The sequence below is a fragment of the Nonomuraea sp. NPDC004580 genome (assembly GCF_040609855.1).
Taxonomy (GTDB): Bacteria; Actinomycetota; Actinomycetes; order Streptosporangiales; family Streptosporangiaceae; genus Nonomuraea; species Nonomuraea salmonea.
In genome coordinates this window covers 23,740-41,450 of the sequence record NZ_JBEXLH010000026.1, presented here as the reverse complement: position 1 = coordinate 41,450, position 17,711 = coordinate 23,740, and the positions used below count along the sequence as shown (strand labels likewise).

General features: G+C 71.8%; 19 protein-coding genes. 12 read left to right on the top strand and 7 right to left on the bottom strand.

Going from position 1 to position 17,711, the window contains the following annotated elements:
* The first annotated feature begins 42 nt into the window (after positions 1-42).
* Positions 43-1,143 carry a glycosyltransferase gene (locus ABZW11_RS25360; RefSeq protein ID WP_355421571.1) on the top strand — a complete coding sequence of 367 codons (1,101 nt, stop codon included), beginning with the start codon at positions 43-45 and terminating at the stop codon, positions 1,141-1,143.
* A 59-nt stretch (positions 1,144-1,202) separates the two neighbouring features.
* Here ABZW11_RS25360 and ABZW11_RS25355 read toward each other — a convergent pair whose 3' ends face one another.
* The gene (locus tag ABZW11_RS25355) at positions 1,203-2,261 is read right to left on the bottom strand and encodes a helix-turn-helix domain-containing protein (RefSeq protein ID WP_355421568.1); all 1,059 of its coding nucleotides are present in this window, start codon (positions 2,259-2,261) and stop codon (positions 1,203-1,205) included.
* A gap of 75 nt (positions 2,262-2,336) precedes the next feature.
* On the opposite strand from ABZW11_RS25355, the gene ABZW11_RS25350 reads away from it, so the two are divergent.
* The 5 genes from ABZW11_RS25350 to ABZW11_RS25330 all read left to right on the top strand — a co-directional run bounded on the left by ABZW11_RS25350 (position 2,337) and on the right by ABZW11_RS25330 (position 7,338).
* Positions 2,337-3,254 (top strand): proline dehydrogenase family protein, encoded by a 918-nt coding sequence (locus ABZW11_RS25350; protein ID WP_355421565.1) that lies wholly within the window; start codon positions 2,337-2,339, stop codon positions 3,252-3,254.
* A complete protein-coding gene (gene pruA / locus ABZW11_RS25345; RefSeq protein WP_355421562.1) occupies positions 3,255-4,880 on the top strand; it encodes an L-glutamate gamma-semialdehyde dehydrogenase in 1,626 nt (541 codons plus the stop codon).
* A gap of 132 nt (positions 4,881-5,012) precedes the next feature.
* On the top strand, positions 5,013-5,468 hold the full coding sequence (locus ABZW11_RS25340; protein ID WP_355421559.1) for a hypothetical protein: 456 nt from the start codon (positions 5,013-5,015) through the stop codon (positions 5,466-5,468).
* Between the two features lie 6 nt (positions 5,469-5,474).
* Positions 5,475-6,107 carry a DJ-1/PfpI family protein gene (locus ABZW11_RS25335; RefSeq protein ID WP_355421556.1) on the top strand — a complete coding sequence of 211 codons (633 nt, stop codon included), beginning with the start codon at positions 5,475-5,477 and terminating at the stop codon, positions 6,105-6,107.
* Positions 6,108-6,531: 424 nt separating this feature from the next.
* Positions 6,532-7,338 (top strand): serine/threonine-protein kinase, encoded by an 807-nt coding sequence (locus tag ABZW11_RS25330; protein WP_355421554.1) that lies wholly within the window; start codon positions 6,532-6,534, stop codon positions 7,336-7,338.
* 193 nt (positions 7,339-7,531) lie between these two features.
* Here ABZW11_RS25330 and ABZW11_RS25325 read toward each other — a convergent pair whose 3' ends face one another.
* Positions 7,532-8,281 carry a lysophospholipid acyltransferase family protein gene (locus ABZW11_RS25325; protein WP_355421552.1) on the bottom strand — a complete coding sequence of 250 codons (750 nt, stop codon included), beginning with the start codon at positions 8,279-8,281 and terminating at the stop codon, positions 7,532-7,534.
* 59 nt (positions 8,282-8,340) lie between these two features.
* Positions 8,341-8,547 (bottom strand): hypothetical protein, encoded by a 207-nt coding sequence (locus ABZW11_RS25320; protein ID WP_355421549.1) that lies wholly within the window; start codon positions 8,545-8,547, stop codon positions 8,341-8,343.
* A gap of 54 nt (positions 8,548-8,601) precedes the next feature.
* Here ABZW11_RS25320 and dhaK point away from each other — a divergent pair, with 54 nt between their 5' ends.
* The 3 genes from dhaK to ABZW11_RS25305 all read left to right on the top strand — a co-directional run bounded on the left by dhaK (position 8,602) and on the right by ABZW11_RS25305 (position 10,683).
* Complete coding sequence (gene dhaK / locus ABZW11_RS25315; protein ID WP_355421546.1) at positions 8,602-9,582, top strand: dihydroxyacetone kinase subunit DhaK; 981 nt, start codon at positions 8,602-8,604, stop codon at positions 9,580-9,582.
* Positions 9,579-10,202, top strand: coding sequence for a dihydroxyacetone kinase subunit DhaL (dhaL, locus tag ABZW11_RS25310; protein WP_355421543.1), 624 nt, complete (start codon positions 9,579-9,581; stop codon positions 10,200-10,202). Before dhaK ends, dhaL begins: the two co-directional genes overlap by 4 nt.
* A 118-nt stretch (positions 10,203-10,320) precedes the next feature.
* Entirely contained in the window at positions 10,321-10,683 is a 363-nt protein-coding gene (locus ABZW11_RS25305) for a phosphoenolpyruvate--protein phosphotransferase (protein WP_355421540.1), read from the top strand.
* A gap of 125 nt (positions 10,684-10,808) precedes the next feature.
* Here the strand turns inward: ABZW11_RS25305 and ABZW11_RS25300 are convergent, their stop codons facing one another.
* The 4 genes from ABZW11_RS25300 to ABZW11_RS25285 all read right to left on the bottom strand — a co-directional run bounded on the left by ABZW11_RS25300 (position 10,809) and on the right by ABZW11_RS25285 (position 14,439).
* Positions 10,809-12,503 carry a thiamine pyrophosphate-binding protein gene (locus tag ABZW11_RS25300; RefSeq protein ID WP_355421538.1) on the bottom strand — a complete coding sequence of 565 codons (1,695 nt, stop codon included), beginning with the start codon at positions 12,501-12,503 and terminating at the stop codon, positions 10,809-10,811.
* Positions 12,500-13,273 carry a cyclase family protein gene (locus ABZW11_RS25295; RefSeq protein WP_355421535.1) on the bottom strand — a complete coding sequence of 258 codons (774 nt, stop codon included), beginning with the start codon at positions 13,271-13,273 and terminating at the stop codon, positions 12,500-12,502. The genes ABZW11_RS25300 and ABZW11_RS25295 overlap by 4 nt, the downstream gene beginning before the upstream one ends.
* A gap of 65 nt (positions 13,274-13,338) precedes the next feature.
* On the bottom strand, positions 13,339-13,962 hold the full coding sequence (locus ABZW11_RS25290) for a hypothetical protein (protein ID WP_355421532.1): 624 nt from the start codon (positions 13,960-13,962) through the stop codon (positions 13,339-13,341).
* A gap of 48 nt (positions 13,963-14,010) precedes the next feature.
* Positions 14,011-14,439, bottom strand: coding sequence for a CBS domain-containing protein (locus ABZW11_RS25285; protein ID WP_355421529.1), 429 nt, complete (start codon positions 14,437-14,439; stop codon positions 14,011-14,013).
* A gap of 128 nt (positions 14,440-14,567) precedes the next feature.
* On the opposite strand from ABZW11_RS25285, the gene ABZW11_RS25280 reads away from it, so the two are divergent.
* The 3 genes from ABZW11_RS25280 to ABZW11_RS25270 all read left to right on the top strand — a co-directional run bounded on the left by ABZW11_RS25280 (position 14,568) and on the right by ABZW11_RS25270 (position 17,708).
* Positions 14,568-15,959, top strand: coding sequence for an aminopeptidase P family protein (locus ABZW11_RS25280; protein ID WP_355421526.1), 1,392 nt, complete (start codon positions 14,568-14,570; stop codon positions 15,957-15,959).
* Positions 15,960-16,095: 136 nt separating this feature from the next.
* Positions 16,096-16,887 carry an ABC transporter permease gene (locus tag ABZW11_RS25275; RefSeq protein ID WP_355421523.1) on the top strand — a complete coding sequence of 264 codons (792 nt, stop codon included), beginning with the start codon at positions 16,096-16,098 and terminating at the stop codon, positions 16,885-16,887.
* A complete protein-coding gene (locus ABZW11_RS25270; protein WP_355421520.1) occupies positions 16,884-17,708 on the top strand; it encodes an ABC transporter permease in 825 nt (274 codons plus the stop codon). Before ABZW11_RS25275 ends, ABZW11_RS25270 begins: the two co-directional genes overlap by 4 nt.
* The last annotated feature ends 3 nt before the right edge of the window (positions 17,709-17,711 follow it).

Below are 17,711 nucleotides of genomic sequence, written 5' to 3'. Positions count from 1 at the left end.
AGGCACACCTTTGAGGCTGCTTTTTCCACGCTGAGGTGTGCCATGAACATCGCGATCGTCGCTTCTTCCAACGGTAACCAGCGCCACCGCATTCTCTCCGTCGCACGAGAGCTGGGGCGCGAGCACCACGTCACCATCTACTCCCGACGTGACAACGCCGAAGGCAAGCCCAAGACGCGGGTGGCCCCGGGCGTCACTCTGGAGCACATCGACGTGGGTCCCGCCAAGGAGCTGGCAGCCGACGAGGTGGCCCCTTACCTCAACGAGGTGGGCGCCCACCTCGGCAAGCGATGGACGCAGGATCGCCCCGACGTGATCCACGCCTACTCGTGGACCGGCGGGCTGGTCGCCGTCGCCGGCGCCAGCGGGCTGGGGGTGCCGGTCACGCAGACGTTCCACCGGGTGGACGCCGGCCACAAGGACCTGGAGCGGGCGCTCGGGCGCCGGGCCAACGCCGTCATCGCGGGCTCGGGCGACGAGGAGTCCGCCCTCATCAGGCTGGGCGTGCCGCGCGGGAACATCGCGGTGGTCCCGTACGGCGTCGACACCGAGCGCTTCCAGCGCCGGGGCGCGGTCGCCACCCGGGGCACCCGCAAGCGCCTGCTGCACGTCGGCCCGCTGTCGATCGACCGCGGCGCGCACACCATCGTCAGGGCGCTGCCCGGCCTCGGCGACGTGGAGCTCGTCATCGCCGGCGGCCCCGAGCCCGACGAGCTCGACCAGGACCGCGACGCGCGCCGCCTGCGCGCCCTGGCGGAGCAGCTCGGCGTGGCCGACCGGGTGACGCTGCTCGGCCAGGTGAAGCGGACCGCCGTACCGAAGCTGATGCGCAGCGCGGACGCCGTCGTGTCGGTGCCGCGCGAGGCCGTGACCGGGATCGTCGCGCTGGAGGCCATGGCCTGCGGCGTGCCGGTGATCGCCTCGGCCGTCGGCGCGCACCTCGACTCCATCGTGGACGGCGTCACCGGGCTGCTGGTGCCGCCGGACCGTCCCGCCCGCACCGCGCGGCTGGCCCGCGAGCTGCTGTACGACCCCACCCTGCGCACCGCGCTCGGCTACGCGGGCGCCGACCGGGCCCGCTCGCGCTACTCCTGGGAGCGGGTGAGCCAGGAGCTCGTCCGCGTCTACGAGTCCTGCGCCTGATCCCCACCACGCGACCCCGGCAGGTGGCCTCGGCCACCTGCCGTCTCCCTGTCCGGGGGTCAGCTCCCGATGAGGTGGGCGGCCTTGAGCGCCAGGTGCACCGCCAGCCGGTCGTCGCCGTCCGACAGGTCGCGATGGGTGAGCCGCTCGGCCTTGGCCAGCCGGTAGTAGAGGGTCTGGCGGTGCACGCCCAGCTCGGCGGCGGTCTTCTGGACGTGGCCACCCCGGTCGAGATAGACCTCCACCGTCTGGGCCAGCTCCGCGTCCAGCGCCGCCGTCTCCGCCGCCAGCTCGCGCAGGTCGGCCTGGCTGAGCCTGGCCAGCAGGCGGTGCACGCCGAGGTCCTCCCAGCGGGCGATCGGGGCGTGGCGCGGGAAGTGCTCGGCGATGCGCAGCGCCTGGCGGGCCTCGCGCCAGCTCAGCCACGCCTCCCCCGGGTCGTCGCGGGGCGCGCCGACGCCGGCCGCGGTGCCGTACGCGCTCCGCACCGTCCGCGCCACCTCCCCCGCGAGGTGCGCGGGGGCGAGCAGGGCGACCGGCGAGCCGGTACGTGCCAGCACGCCGCGCGGCAGCGTCCACAGTGCCGCCACGCGCTCCTGCGACTCGCGTACGGCGATGGCCGCCACCGGCCCGCTCACCTCCAGCGAGACGGACGCGCGTTCCTCGGGATCGGCGGAGAGCAGGGCGCGCAGCCCGTGCCCGAGGTCCTGTCTGCTGCGCGCCTCCTGGGCGAGCGCGGCTGCGGCCCGCGCGACCAGCGGCGCGGCCGAACGCAGCCGCTCGTCGGTCAGCTCGCCCGAGTCGAGCAGCCATAGGTAGCCGTAGGTGACGTCGGCGTGGCGCAACGGCCAGCACACCCGGGCCAGGACCTTCAGCTCGGCGTCCGCGGGGATCCTGACCGGGCCGCTCGCGCGGGCGATGCCGTAGCGCTCGAAGTAGTCGCGCACCTCTCCCGTGGCGCGCCTGCGCAGGATCGACTCCTGGCGGACCGTGTCGATGTCGCCGTGCTGGGCGCCGTAGGCGAGCAGCCGGAACGAGCGGTCCTCCAGCGTCGCGGACGCGCCCAGCCGGGCGGCGATCTCGTCGACGATCTCTTGCAGGTCAGCCGAGTTGTGCATTTGTACGACAGCCTCCCACACCGGGCGTTACGCGCGTCGATGGCCCCCGCTGAGCTGGCTTTTTACACTTGAAGCATGCTGGGTCAACTGCTGCTCGCCGCTTCGCGGAGCGGGCTCGTCCGCCGTTCCGTGTCAGGCTTCCCGCTCACCAAGAGGGTCGTGGAGCGGTTCGTCGCGGGCGAGAGCGTCGGGCAGGCCCGTGACGCCATCGAACGGCTGCGCGACGCCAAACTCGCCGTGACCGTCGACCACCTGGGCGAGGAGACGCTGGACGCGCGGGCCGCCGAGGCGGTCGCCGACGCGTACATCACGCTGCTGCAGGCCGTCAGGCCGCTCGGGCTCGGCTCGCGGGGTGAGGTGTCGGTCAAGCTGTCGGCGGTCGGGCAGCGGCTCGACGAGTCGATGGCGCTGGAGCACGCCCGCGAGATCTGCGCCGCCGCCGCGGCGAACGGCTCCACCGTGACGCTCGACATGGAGGACCACACCACGGTCGACTCCACGCTGACGATCCTGCGCAAGCTGCGCGAGGACTATCCGGGCACCGGGGTGGCGATCCAGGCGTACCTGTTCAGGAGCGAGCAGGACTGCAGGGACCTCGCCGCGGAGGGCTCACGCGTACGGCTGGTCAAGGGCGCCTACCGCGAGCCCGCCTCCGTCGCCCACCAGGGCAGGTCCGCCGTGGACAAGGCGTACGTGCGATGCCTGCGGATCCTCATGGCGGGGAAGGGTTACCCCATGGTGGCGACGCACGACGATCGCATGATCGCGATCACGGAGCTGCTCGCCGACCGGTTCGGGCGGACGATCGGCGACCACGAGTTCCAGATGCTCTACGGAATCAGGACCGACCTGCAGGAGTCCCTGGCGGGAGCGGGTCACACGGTCCGCGTCTACGTCCCCTACGGCGACGACTGGTACGGCTACTTCATGCGCCGCCTGGCCGAGCGCCCCGCCAACGTCGCCTTCTTCCTTCGTGCCCTTGGGGGTAAGTAAATGGATGCCATCAGCAACGTCCCCGTGCCCGCGAACGAGCGCGTCTACGGCTACGCGCCCGGCAGCGCCGAGCGGGCCGCGCTGGAGGACCGCATCAAGGAGCTGGCCGGTTCCCAGGCCGACCTGACCATGACCATCGGCGGCGAGCAGCGCCTCGGCGGCGGCGCGCCCATCGACGTGGTGCAGCCGCACAACCATGGCTCCGTCCTGGGCCGTACCAACGACGCTACGGCCCAGGACGTGAAGGACGCCATCGACGCCGCGCTGGCGGCGGCGCCGTCGTGGCGGGCCCTGTCGTTCGACGAGCGGGCAGCGATCTTCCTGCGGGCGGCCGACCTGCTGTCCGGGCCCTGGCGGGCCACGCTGAACGCGGCGACCGTGCTCGGGCAGTCGAAGTCGGTGCAGCAGGCGGAGATCGACGCGGCCTGCGAGCTGATCGACTTCCTGCGGTTCAACGTCTCGTACGCGCGGCAGCTCTACGCCGACCAGCCGATCTCGTCGCCCGGTGTGTGGAACAGGATGGAGTACCGGCCCCTTGAGGGGTTCGTGCTGGCGATCACGCCGTTCAACTTCACCGCCATCGCCGGAAATCTGCCGACTTCTGCGGCTTTGATGGGCAATGTCGTCGTCTGGAAGCCGTCGCCCACCCAGCAGTTCGCCGCGCACTTCACGATGCGGCTGCTGGAGGCCGCCGGGCTGCCTCCCGGCGTGATCAACCTGGTCACCGGCAACGGGCAGGCCGTCTCCGAGGTGGCGCTGACCCACCCCGCGCTGGCCGGCATCCACTTCACCGGCTCCACCGCGACGTTCCAGCACCTGTGGCGGACCGTCGGCGAGAACATCGCCGGCTACCACGGCTACCCGCGGCTCGTCGGCGAGACCGGCGGCAAGGACTTCGTGCTCGCGCACCCCTCCGCCGACCCGGCCGTGCTCTCGACCGCGCTGATCAGGGGCGCCTTCGAGTACCAGGGGCAGAAGTGCTCGGCGGCGTCGCGTGCGTACGTGCCGCGCTCGGTCTGGAACCGCATGCGTGACGACTTCGTCGCCACCGCCGAGTCGCTGACCGTGGGCGACGTGGCGGGCGACCTGTCGACGTTCATGGGCGCGGTCATCGACGCGCGGGCCTTCGCCAAGCACAAGGAGGCCATCGACCGGGCGCGGTCGGCCTCGAACATCGACGTGCTCACCGGCTCGTACGACGACTCCACCGGCTACTTCGTCAAGCCGACCATCCTGGAGTGCGCCGACCCGGCCGACGAGATCTTCGTCAAGGAGTACTTCGGGCCGATCCTCGGCGTGCACGTCTACGACGACGGCGACTACGACAGGGTGCTCGACCAGATGGAGGGCATCGCTCCGTACGCGCTGACCGGCTCGATCGTGGCCGAGGACCGCTACGCGATCGCCGCCGCCTCCGAGCGGCTGCGCTTCGCGGCCGGCAACTTCTACGTCAACGACAAGCCGACCGGCGCCGTCGTGGGCCAGCAGCCGTTCGGCGGCGGCCGGGCCTCCGGCACCAACGACAAGGCGGGCTCGATCTTCAACCTGACGCGGTGGGTGAGCGCCCGCGCGATCAAGGAGACGTTCGTGCCGCCGACCGACCACCGTTACCCGCACATGGGCTGACCTCTCCACAGCCCGTCGCCGCCGAGAGCCTCCCGGTCCTGCCCCGGGGGGCTCTCGGCCTCTTCCGGGTGGCACGATCTGCAATGAGCGTGTCATTGACGCCATCCGCCGGCCGCGACCAGCATGGAAGGCATGCAGCGACGAGTCCTCATCGTCGTCTTCCCCGGTTTCCCGCTGCTCGACATGGCCGGGCCGGCCGACGTCTTCGGCACCGCGACCCTGATCCGCCGCGACGCCTATCAGGTCGAGGTGGGGCCGGTCTCCGGCGGGCACGTCACGGCGGGGAACGGGCCTCGTCACGCGCGACCACGGCCCGGCCAGAACGTCGCACGCGGCCTCGTGGTCTGTCTGCACAGGCCGGGCGGGCAGAGCCAGTTCAGCACCGCCATGCGGGCGCTGACGCCGCGCAGCGAGCCGCTCAGGGAGCCGCAGGGCTACATCGACGCGAACCCGGCCCCCGACCTCAGCGTGCCCGCGCTCGCCGCGCGGGCCGGCATGAGCCGGCGGCACTTCTCCCGCGTCTTCAGGCGGCACCGGCGGATCCCACCCGGCGACCATCGGCGCCGGTTCCAGTCGAAGGAGAGGTAACTCGTCATGCACGTGGCCATCCCGCTCTATCCCCGCTTCACCGCACTGGACGTGGCGGGGCCGTACACGGTCCTTTCCATGGTGCCCGGCTGCACCGTCACGCTCGTCGCCGCCGCCCGCGGGCCCGTCTCCGACGACTTCGGCACGTTCATGCTCGCCGCCACCGCCTCGTACGAGGAGGTGCCCGCCCCCGACGTCATCATGGTCCCCGGCGGCACCGGCACCCTGGACGCCCTTTCCGACCAGGCCCTGGTGAACTGGATCAGGCAGGCCCACGAGCACACCCGGTGGACCACGTCGGTGTGCACCGGCTCGCTCCTGCTCGGCGCCGCCGGCCTCCTGGAGGGTCTGCCCGCCACCAGCCACTGGGCCCTCCTCGACCTCCTCAAGCAGTACGGCGCCGAACCCGTCGGCACCCGGGTGGTGCACACGGGCAAGATCGTGACGGCGGCGGGGGTGTCGGCCGGCATCGACATGGCCCTCACACTGGTGGGCAAGGCCGTGGACGAGGAAACCGCACAGAGCGTCCAGCTGGCCATCGAGTACGACCCCGAGCCCCCGTTCACCGCCGGCAGCCTCCGGACGGCCCCGGACGGCATCCCCGACCGCGCCCTCCACCTCCTGACCCAAACCCCCTGACACCGCCATCGGCGATCGCCTGGGGCCGCCGTCGCGCGACAGACGCTCACCTTGGGCCTCCATCGCGATAGACGCTCGCCCTGGGCCGCCATCGCGCGACAGACGCTCAGCCTTCCTGCACCGCCCCGATGGGCAACACATCGAAGTGCACGACCACACGCCCGACCACCGCTCCCCCGGGCGCGATGCCGCTGGGGGCGGCGCTCGGGGGCGTCGTGGCCGAGTTCGCCGGGCTTCCTGCCGTCCTCACCGGCGCGACTGGAGTATGTTTGTTCACTGTCGGGCTGTTGTGGCGCGCTTTGTCAGATCAAATTTCTGAGCCTCTGACCAGCGCACCTACACTTTCCGACATATCCGGATCACGTTAGGCACCCTAGAGCCTGTGCCGAGGTGACATGATTATCCCCGAGCTTGAGGGGATGGTATGCGGGAGATCGGCGGACGGTACCTCCTGAACGAGGAGGCCGGTCGTGGGGGTATGGGAGTCGTCTGGAGGGCGTTCGATCAGCTCCTCCACCGTACGGTGGCGCTCAAAGAGCTGACCCTTACCGGCGAGGTCGAGATGGTGCGCCGCAGGGTGCTCCGCGAGGCCAGGATGGCCGCCGGGCTGACGCACCCCAACATCGTCACGGTGCACGACCTGATCGAGGAGAGCGGCAAGCTCTGGATCGTGATGGAATACCTCGACGGGCTCTCATTGCACCAGTTGCTCTCACAGGTGGGCACACTGCCCGCGCAGTCGGTGGCGGCCATCGGCCAGCACCTGCTCGCGGCGCTGCGCACCGCCCATGAGGCGGGGGTGCTGCATCGAGACGTCAAGCCCGCCAACGTCATGCTGACGGGCGACCGGGTGGTGCTCACCGACTTCGGCATAGCGACCGCCGAGGGCGACATCCGCATGACCACCTCGCGGCGGCTGCGCGGCACCCCGGCGTTCATGGCGCCCGAGCGGCTGCATGGAGGGCCGGCCAGCAAGGAGGCCGACATGTGGTCCTTCGGCGCCACCCTCTACAGCGCCATCGAGGGCCAGCCGCCCTACCCGGGCCAGGACGCCGCCACGGTGCTCGGCATGGCCCGCAGCGGCCCCTATCCGCCACCGCGCCGCGCCGGCGTCATGCGCCCCCTGATCGAGGGCCTCCTCCACCACGACCCGATCCGCCGCTTCAGCCTGGACCAGACGGCAGGCCTCCTGGCCGGCATGCGCGCCAGCACCTACCAGGCCGCCATCTGACCCGAAGCCACCAACGCCTCGGCCCGGAGATTCGCGGCCGAGGCCACTGACCAGGGCCCGCTGAGTCGACGGTGCGGTGTGGGCAGTCAGTCGTCTCCTTCCCAGGTGCCAGGGTGGCGCGGATATGGCGGTGCCTCGGCCCGATTGCCGTGGCCGAGGCGGGGGTGGGTGGACGTGGGCGCAACCGCGGGCGTCAGGTTTCCTTGTTGGCGCGGGCCTCGGCCTCTGCGGCGTCCATGGCCTCTGCTTCCTCCGGGGTGGGGGCGGTGCCGCCCAGGTGGGCGGGTTGCCACCAGACGCCGGGGGGCACCTCCGGGTAGGTGCGCTGGGCCTTGTCCACCAGCTCCGACAGGCGGCCGTGCAGGTCGGCGACGTGGTCGTTGACGTTCTCGCCGCGCTTGGGGTACATCGGCTCGCCCACCAGGATGGTCATCGGGACGTGCCGCTGCAGCAGCTTGCGGGGACGGCCCTTGGTCCACAGGCGCTGGCTGCCCCACATCCCGACGGGGATGATGGGGGTGCCGGTGGCCTGGGCCATGCGGATGGCGCCGTTCTTGATCTCTTTGACGGTGAAGGAGCGGCTGATCGTGGCTTCGGCGAACACACCGACGACTTCGCCGGCCTTGAGCATGCGCAGGGCGGTGGCGTACGAGCCGGCCCCCGCGCCCCGGTCGACCGGGATGTGGTGCATGCCGCGCATCAGCGGCCCGGAGATGCGGTGCTCGAACACGTCCTGCTTGGCCATGAACCGCACCAGGCGCTTCGACGGCAACGCGGCGAACCCGGCGAAGATGAAGTCGAGGTAGCTGATGTGGTTGCTGACCAGCACCGCTCCCCCCGACCGCGGCACGTGCTCGGTCCCCTCCATGTGGAAGCGGATGTCGAGCAAGCGAAAGAGGGTCCGCGCGGCGGCGATCACCGGCGGGTACACGATCTCAGCCATGAGCAGACGGTAACCTACTCAGGCGGGTTTGACGGACGTGGGGAGGCTGACCATCCCCCTCACGTTGCCGTGCGCGGTCCTGCGGATGCCGCTCTCGTCGATAGCTCGCTGTCGATCGGCGCGGCGGAGGCGTCGGCGTGCCGGGACAGCGCCCAGAAGCCGAGGCCGGGGTTGTGGTGGAGCGGTGCTTCCGCGCGCATCCTGGCGTAGACGGGGTAGGGCTCGTCGTTGACGGCCGGATCGTAGGGGCTGTAGACGACATCCACCCCGCCCAGGTCATGACGCTTGCGCGGTCGTGAAAACGGGCAGATGTTTTGACCATGAAGAAGCTCATCAACACGGCTGGTTCCGTCGTTGACGACGCGCTGAACGGCATGGTCGCGGCCCACCCCTCGCTGCGGGTCCGCGACAAGGTCGTCTACCGCGCGGAGGGGCCGCGGCCCGGCAAGGTGGGCCTGGTGTCGGGTGGCGGTTCGGGGCACGAGCCGCTGCACGCGGGGTTCGTCGGTTACGGCATGCTCGACGCCGCCTGCTGCGGCGAGATCTTCACCGCGCCGGTGCCCGACCCGATCATCGCGGCCACCATGGGCGCGGACGGCGGTGCAGGAGTGCTGCACATCGTCAAGAACTACACCGGCGACGTGCTGAACTTCGAGATGGCGGCCGACGTGGTCGAGGGCATCGAGGTGGCGACCGTGCTGGTGAACGACGACGTCGCCGTCGAGGACTCGCTCTACACGGCGGGCCGGCGCGGCACGGGCGCGACGCTGTTCGTGGAGAAGATCGCCGGGGCGCTCGCGGAGGAGGGCGCGCCGCTGGGCGAGGTCGCCGCGGTGGCGACGGAGGTCAACCAGCGCAGCCGCTCGTTCGGCATCGCCCTGACCTCCTGTACACCGCCCGCCGCCGGCAAGCCCATCTTCGACCTGCCGGAGACCGAGGTGGAGCTGGGCATCGGCATCCACGGCGAGCCGGGGCGCAGACGGGTGCCGCTGGCGCCGGCGCGGGAACTGGCGGACGTGGCGATGGACGCGATCCACGGTGACCTGCCGCTGCGAGGCGACCTGCTGGTCATGGTCAACGGCATGGGCGGGACGCCGCTGTCGGAGCTGTACGTGGTGTTCGCCGAGGTGGCGGCGTACATCAAGGGCAAGGGGGCGCGGGTGACGCGCTCGCTGGTGGGCAACTACGTGACGAGCCTGGACATGCAGGGCTTCTCGGTCACCATCTGCCTGCTGGACGAGACGCTGACCCGCCTATGGGACGCACCGGTCGAGACGCCGGGGCTGCGCTGGGGGCGATGATGGACACCGACCTGTTCGTGGCCTGGTTCGAGGAGAGCGCCAGGCTGATCCGCCGCGAACGCGACCGCCTGACCAGGCTGGACGCGGCGATCGGCGACGCCGACCACGGCACCAACCTCGACCGCGGCTTCTCCGAGGTCTGCAAGGCGCTGGCCGACGACCCGCCCGGCTCGGCCGCCGAGGTGCTGACGACGGCGGGCGTGACCCTGATCCGCCGCGTCGGGGGCGCGGCCGGGCCGCTGTACGGGTCGATCTTCCGGCAGATGGGCAGGGCGCTGCACGAGTCGCCGGTGACGCTGGCGGGGTTCGCGGCGGCGTTCGAGGAGGGCGTGGTGGCGGTCGAGCGGCTGGGCAAGGCCGCGCTGGGCGACAAGACGATGGTGGACGCGCTCGCGCCCGCCTCCCGCGCCCTGTCCCTGGCCGTACGCGACGGCGTCGGCGTACGCCGGGCCGTCGAGCAGGCGGCGCACGCGGCCAGGGAGGGGGCCAAGTCGACGATCCCGATGCAGGCGAAGAGAGGCCGGGCCAGCTACCTGGGTCCGCGCAGCATCGGCCACGAGGACCCTGGCGCGGCCTCCGCGGCCCTGCTGCTGGAGGCGCTGGCGAGCGTGGTGGAATGAGCACCGCAAGCGCCCCCTCACGGCATGATGCCGGGGAGCGGTGGGACGCCGGCACACGGCGGGGGGCCGGGGAGGCGGTGCGATCGTTGGGCGGCGGGGCTCTGTGATGGTGGGCGTGGTGCTGGTCTCGCACAGTGCCGGGCTGGCGGCCGAGGCGGTGGCGCTGGCCCGGGGCATCGCGGGCGAGGACGTGCCGCTGGCGGCGGCCGGCGGGACGGCCGACGGCGGGCTCGGCACCAGCGTGGACGTCGTCGAGGCGGCGGTGCGCAGCGTCGACAGGGGGCGCGGGGTGCTGCTCATCCCCGACATCGGCAGCTCCGTGCTGACCGCCCGGCTGGTGGCCGAGGAGTGCCGGGCGGTGGTGGCCGACGTACCGTTCCTGGAGGGGGCGATCGCGGCTGCGGTGACGGCGGGCGCGGGCTCATCCCTGACCGACGTGCTCGCCGCGGCCGAGGAGGCCCGCGCCTACCGCAAATTCTGACGGCGGACGCGGGCTCACCCCCCGGCCGACAGGCTCGCCGCAGCCCAGGAGGCCCGCACCTACCGCAAATCCTGACGGCGGACGCGGGCTCACCCCGATCGAGGAGTCCCGCGCCCACCCCGGTGTCAGTGGCCCTTGAAGGCCTCCTCCAGCCACCAGGAGCCGCGGTCGCGGGTCACCTTGGCGTGGATCAGGAGCGGGCGGTCCCGGGGGCCGGAGAGCCAGGTCGAGACGTCTGCCAGGTCCTCGCGCCGGGTGACGGTCACGGCGGCGAGGCCGTGGCCGCGGGCGATGGCGGCCAGGTCGGCGGGTGGGAAGGTGACCGTGCCGAGCGGGTGGTCGTGCGGGCCGAAGTGGTGGACCTCGGCGCCGTACGCCTCGTCGTCGTACACGACGATCACCATCGGCAGCCCCAGCCGCACCACGGTCTCCAGTTCGGCGATCCCCATGAGGAAGCCGCCGTCGCCGAGCGCGGCGACCGGGAGCCGGTCGGGGCGGGCCAGCGCGGCGCCGATGGCGGTGGCGAGGCCGAGCCCGACCGACTGGAACGCCTGAGTGAAGCAGAACCCGTTCTCGTCCGGCACGTCCATGAACATCGACGGATAGCCCATGAAGTTGCCGGAGTCGATGGACACGATGCGCTCGGGAGGCAGCAGGTCGTCCAGGCCGATGGTGAGCGTCCTGGGGTCGATGCGGCCGCCGTCGCCGCCGTCCTCGTACGGCACCGCCCGCCACCGCCCCTCGGCCCGGATCCGGCCGGCCAGCTCAGGCGTACGGTAACCGGCCTTCGCCGGAAGGACGCCCGCCAGCGCGGCGGCGACCTGGGCCACGTCGCCCACCACGCCGACGTCGGCGGGTACGTGGGTCTTGAGCGCGGCGGGTTCGAGATCGACCTTCGCCACCCGGGTGCCGGGCGAGACGAGGGACCCGTGGCGGGTGGTCCACATGTTGAGCGCGCAGCCCCAGCCGACGACGAGGTCGGCCCCGCGGATCAGCTCGGCGGCCAGCGGGGTGGCGAAGCCGCCGGAGACGTCGAGGTCCCACGGGCTGCCCCGGAACAGGCCCCTGGCCACGGCCGAGGTGGCGAGCAGCGCCCCCGTGCGCTCGGCCAGCGCCTCCAGCTCGCGCCTGGCGTGCCGGGCGCCGCGGCCGGCGATGAACACCGGCCGCTCGGCCGCCTCCAGCGCCGTGGCCAGCTCGCCCGCCGCGGCCTCCGCCGAGGAGACGTGAGACGCACCGACCTCCGCCGAGGTCTCCCCGGACGAAGCGGGCAGCTGAACCGCCCCGGCCTCCGCCGAGGACGTCTGAGACCCGGCGGGCACCTCGACCGCACCGGTGTGAGGGGCGGACTGGACGTCGAGCGGCAGGTTGAGCAGCACCGTACGCCGCTCCCCCGCCGCCACCCGGTACGCCCGCACCGCCTGCGCGACGGCCTCGTCCGCGCTCGTGACGCGCATCGGCACCGCGCCCACCGCCGTGGCCAGCGCCGCCTGGTCGATGTGGAAGTTGGACTGCGCCTCGGTGGTCTCGCCGGCCAGCACGACCATCGGAGTGCGGCTCTTGGCCGCCTCGGTGATGCCGGTGAGCGCGTTGGTGAGCCCGGGCCCCTGGTGCACCGTGACGATGCCGGGCCGGCCGCTCATCCTGGCGTAGGCGTCGGCCATGGTGGCGGCCCCGCCCTCGTGGCGGGCGGCGACGAAGCGCGCCCCGGCCGCCACGAGGGCGTTGGTGACGTGGAAGTTGCCGCTGCCGACCACCCCGAAGACCGTCCCGGCCCCGCAGGCGGCCAGGGCGCGGCCGACGGCCTCGGCGACGATCAACGTTCCACCAGGGCGAGCACGCGGACGGGGCTGCCCGAGCCGCCGACGATGGGCAGCGGCGGTGCGACCACGACGGCGCCGGTGACGGGCAGCCGGTCGATGTTGCGGAGCTGGGTGAGGCCGTATTTCCCGGCGCCCAGCAGGAAGGAGTGGCAGGGGAAGGGCGGGTCGAAGGAGTGGGCGGCGCCCGCGTCGGTGCCGACGGTCTCGACGCCGATGCCCTGGATGGGCGTCTCGGCGGCCAGCCACTGCGCGCACTCGGAGGAGATGCCGGGCGTGTGCGGGCCGTTCTCGTCGGCGTTGAGGAAGGCGGCCTGGTCGGCGGAGCGGGCGTCCCAGCCGGTGCGGTAGAGCAGCCAGCCGCCCTCGGGGAGCGGGCCGTTGGCGCGTTCCCACTCCTTCACGTGGTCGATCTGGAGGAGGAAGTCGGGGTCCTTCGACGCCTCGGCGGCGAAGTCGAGCACGACGGCGGGCGCGATGAGGTTGCGGGCGGGCACCTGGGAGACGTCCTGGCCGTCGCGGGCGGTGACCCAGTGGACGGGGGCGTCGAAGTGGGTGCCCGTGTGCTCGCCTGTGTGGATGTCGTTCCAGTACCACGCCGGGCCGCGGTCGTCGTAGCGGCTGATCTCCTCAAGCCGGAACGGGATCGTGTTGGCGAACGGCTCGGGCAGCTGGAGGATCGGCGTCTCCGCGGTGAGGGGCGCGGTCAGGTCGATCACCTCGATCGCCCCGCTGCGCACGCTGTCCACGAAGCTCTGCAACACCGACATGTCTTCCTCCTTGGTAGGGCTGTGCGCATCCTCCTACGCTCGCCCTACCAGTGCCAACACCCCCGTCACGACTTCGTCCACTCCGCGCAGCCGCCGGTCTGGAAGGCCTTGTCCGTGGGCTGGACGGTGACGGTGGCGGCGCCCGTCGGCATGCCGGCCGCGATCACGTCGCCGCTCGCGCTGCGCAGCCGGGCCCAGTAGCACATGGTGAACCCGGCGGCCGGGCCGGTGGTGCGGTAGGTGCCGGGCTGGATGTCGGTGCCGACGTGGAGGGTGCGCAGGGACATGGGGTTGGTGCGGGTCCCGCCGCCCGGTTGCGTCTGACTCGGCACGCTCTGGGCGGGCGGGGTCTGAGCAGGCGGGGTCTGGGCAGGCGTGGTCTGGGCAGGGCCGGTGGGGACGGTCTGCGCGGGGCCGGTGGGGACGGGCTGCGCCGGATCAGTGGGGACGGGCTGCACGGGAGCGCTGCTCTCCACCGGAGCAGACGGGCTCGACTCGACCGTCACCGTCACCCTGGGCGCGGGCTCGTCCCCCGACGACGGCGACGTGGACCCGGCCCCGAATCCGACGGACACTCCCAGCAGGAACCCCAGCAGCGCGGCCAGCCCCGAGACGAGCACGATGATCGGCGGGCTGCTCGTCGCGCGCGGATATTGCGGGTAGTCAGGGGGAGGTGGCCCGTACATCACGGACCCAGCGTGCCACCCCTGTCAACCCACGTAGTCAGTCGGCCCGGGTCAGCGGTGCAGGTAGTCGACCAGCGACGCCTTCTCCGTCTCCAGCTCCTCGATGGCGCTCTTGACGACGTCGCCGATGCTGACGATGCCGATCAGCCGGCCGCCGTCGACGACGGGCATGTGGCGGAAGCGCTGGTTGGTCATCGTACGGCGCAGCGACTCGACGTTCTCGCCGGGCCCCACCGTGGTCACCTCGGTCGTCATGATCGAGGACACCGGGGCGTCGAGGATCGAGGCGCCGCGGTCGTGCAGCCGGCGTACGACGTCGCGCTCGGAGACGATGCCCTCGATGGTGACGCCGTCGGAGGAGACGACCACCGCCCCGATGTTGTGCTCGGCCAGCTCCGCGAGCAGCTCGCGCACGGTGGCGGCCGGTGACACGCAGGTCACGTGGCTGCCCTTGTTCCGGAGGATCGTACCGATGAGCATGTGCATCACCTCTGTCCCTCAGTGTTCCAGGCCCGCGTCCAGAGCAAACAAGCGTGTGGGGACGGAGTCAAGCGGTCCCGTAGGCTGCCTGCGTACGAACTCCAACATGTCACTCAGGGACCGTGAAAATGACCGAGGTGCTCAACACCGGCAGCCATGATCTGCCTGTCACCGACGAGCTGGCCGCGTTCATGCGGACGGGGTGGGCGGGCGAGCGCCGGGCCGGCATCGCGCCCCTGCCGATCGCGCCGTGGGCGGCCAAGCGGCGGGCCGCGCTGGCCCAGCGCTTCCCCGGCGAGCGGCTGGTGATCCCGGCGGGCACGCTGAAGGTGCGCAGCAACGACAGCGACTACCGGTTCCGTCCGCACAGCGCGTACGCGTACCTGACGGGGGCGGGCGAGTCGGACGACGTGCTGGTGATCGAGCCGTCCGGCGAGGCCGTCCTGTACGTCAGGCCGCGCGCCCCGCGCGAGGAGGGCCAGGAGTTCTACCGGGACCGCCGCTACGGCGAGTTCTGGGCGGGACCGCGTCCCGACCTGGCGGAGGCGGCCGAGCTGTACCAGGTGGAGTGCGCCCACATCCGCGACCTCGATCTGAAGGGCCCGGCGCGGGTGCTGCGCGGGGTGGACGCGTCGGTGGACGCCCGGGTCGAGCGGGGCGGCGGCGACGCGGAGCTGGAGTCGTTCCTGTCGGAGCTGCGGCTGATCAAGGACGAGTGGGAGGTGGGCGAGCTGCGTTCGGCGGTGGACGCGACCGTGCGCGGCTTCGAGGACGTCGTGCGCGCCCTCCCCCAGGCGATGGGCCACCGGCGCGGCGAGCGGTACCTGGAAGGCGTGTTCGGGCTGCGGGCCCGCCTGGAGGGCAACGCGGTCGGCTACGACAGCATCGTGGCGTCCGGCTCGCACGCCTGCGTGCTGCACTGGATCCGCAACGACGGCCCGCTGCGCCGCGACGACCTGCTGCTGATGGACGCCGGCGTCGAGTCGGACACGCTCTACACGGCCGACGTCACCCGCACCTTCCCGCTGTCGGGCCGGTTCAGCGCGGTGCAGCGGCAGGTGTACGAGCTGGTCTACGAGGCCCAGACGGCGGCCATCGCGACGCTGCGGCCCGGCGCCCGCTTCCGCGACTTCCACCTGGCGGCCATGCGCGTCGTCTGCGAAGGGCTGCGCGACTGGGGCCTGCTGAAGGAGCCGGCCGACACGCTGCTGGAGACCGGCCTCTACCGCCGCTACACGCTCTGCAGCAGCGGCCACATGCTGGGCCTCGACGTGCACGACTGCGCGAAGTCGCGGGCCGAGGTCTATCTGGACGGCGTGCTGGAGGAGGGCCAGGTGCTGACCGTCGAGCCCGGTCTGTACCTCCAGCCGGACGACCTGACGCTGCCGGAGGAGCTGCGCGGCATCGGCGTGCGCATCGAGGACGACCTGGTGATCACCGCCGACGGCGCGGAGCTGCTGTCGGGCGGCCTGCCCCGCCACCCCGACGAGATCGAGTCGTGGATGGGCACGCTTCTGTAGTGGAACGCGCACGTTTCGTGCGTGGCTGACAAGTCCGAGCCGGGCTCTCATACCTTTTCCGCAAATTCTCACCGGAGCATCGACTACTGGACAACCCGTCAGTAGGGTTGCCAATCCGTAGGCGGCGGAGGTGGTGATGGCCTGGTCCGGGTACGTCGGGCGCCGGGCCGGCGCGGCCCTCGGCCAGGTCGGTGAGCTGTTCGTCATCGTGCTGGAGGGCCTGCGCCGCAGCTGGGACGTCAGGCGCTGGTTCTGGGAGTTCGTCGACCAGTGCTGGTTCCTGGCCCGCGTCACCAGCGTCCCCGTGCTGCTGGTCTCCCTGCCGCTCGGCGCCACCGTCGCGTTACAGGTGGGCGAGCTGGCCCGGCAGCTCGGCGCCGGGTCGGCCACCGGCAGCGCGGTCTTCGTCGGCCTCATCCGCGAGGTGGCGCCGCTGGCCAGCGCGCTGCTGATCGCCGGGGCCGGCGGCAGCGCCATGACCTCCGACATCGGGGCCCGCCACATCCGCGACGAGCTGAGCGCGATGGAGGTCATGTCGGTCAACCCCATCCACCGGCTGGTCACGCCGCGCATGTGGGCGGCGAGCACGATCGCGGTGTGCCTGTGCCCGCTGGTCATCGTGGCGGGCGCGGCCGGCGGCTACTTCTTCAACGTGGTCGTGCAGGGCGTCACGCCTGGCGCGTACTTCGACGGGGCGCTGTCGCTGGTGGTGGCGTCCGACCTGTACGTGACGCTGCTCAAGGCGTGGATCTTCGGGTTCATCGCCGCGGGGGTGGCCTGCTACAAGGGCATGACGTGCGCGACCAGCCCGGTCGGGGTGGGACGGGCGGTCAACCAGTCGACCGTGGTGACCTTCATGCTGGTCTTCACCTTCAACTACGTCATCTCCGCGGTGTACTTCCTGGCCTACCCGCCGAGGTCGCTGTGACGGCGGCGTTGCGGGCCGCCGAGCGCTTCGCGTCCCTGTCCGACTGGCCGCTGTTCGTGGGCAGGGTGCTGTTCTACTGCGTCCGCGACGTCGTGCTTCGCCTCAAATACGGCAGGGTCGTGTTACGGCAGGTCAGCGACGTGGTGGTGGGCGTCGGCGCGACGGTCATCGGTGGCGGCATGATCTTCGTGGTGTTCACGATGGCCTTCGTCGTGGGCGCGACCGTGGGGCTGCAGGGCTACCAGGGGTTGCAGGCCATCGGCGCGGAGTCGTTCATGGGCCTGGTGGGCAGCTTCGCCAACGTCCGCGAGATCACTCCGATCATCGCGGCGACGGCGCTGGCGGCGCAGGTCGGCTCGTCGTTCACGGCGGAGCTGGGCGCGATGCGGATCTCGGAGGAGATCGACGCGCTGGAGGTGATGGGCATCAACGCCTTCACCTACCTGATCTGCACCCGAGTCGTGGCGGCGCTGCTGGCGCTGGTGCCGATCTACCTGATCGCGTTGTTCGCCAGCTTCTTCGCCACCCGGCTGATGTGCACCATGCTGTTCGGGCTGGCGCCGGGCGTCTACGACTACTACTTCTACCTGTATCTGCCGGTCAGCGACATCGTGTTCAGCGTCGCCAAGGTCGCGGTGTTCGCGTTCGCGGTGATCGTCATCCACTGCTTCCACGGGTTCCACGCCACGGGCGGGCCGGTGGGCGTGGGGGTGGCGGCCGGCCGGGCCATCCGCCAGTCGATCGTCACGATCGTGCTGCTCAACCTGTTGCTGTCGTACCTGTTCTGGGGTGGCGGCGGCAACATCCCGCTGACGGGGTGACGC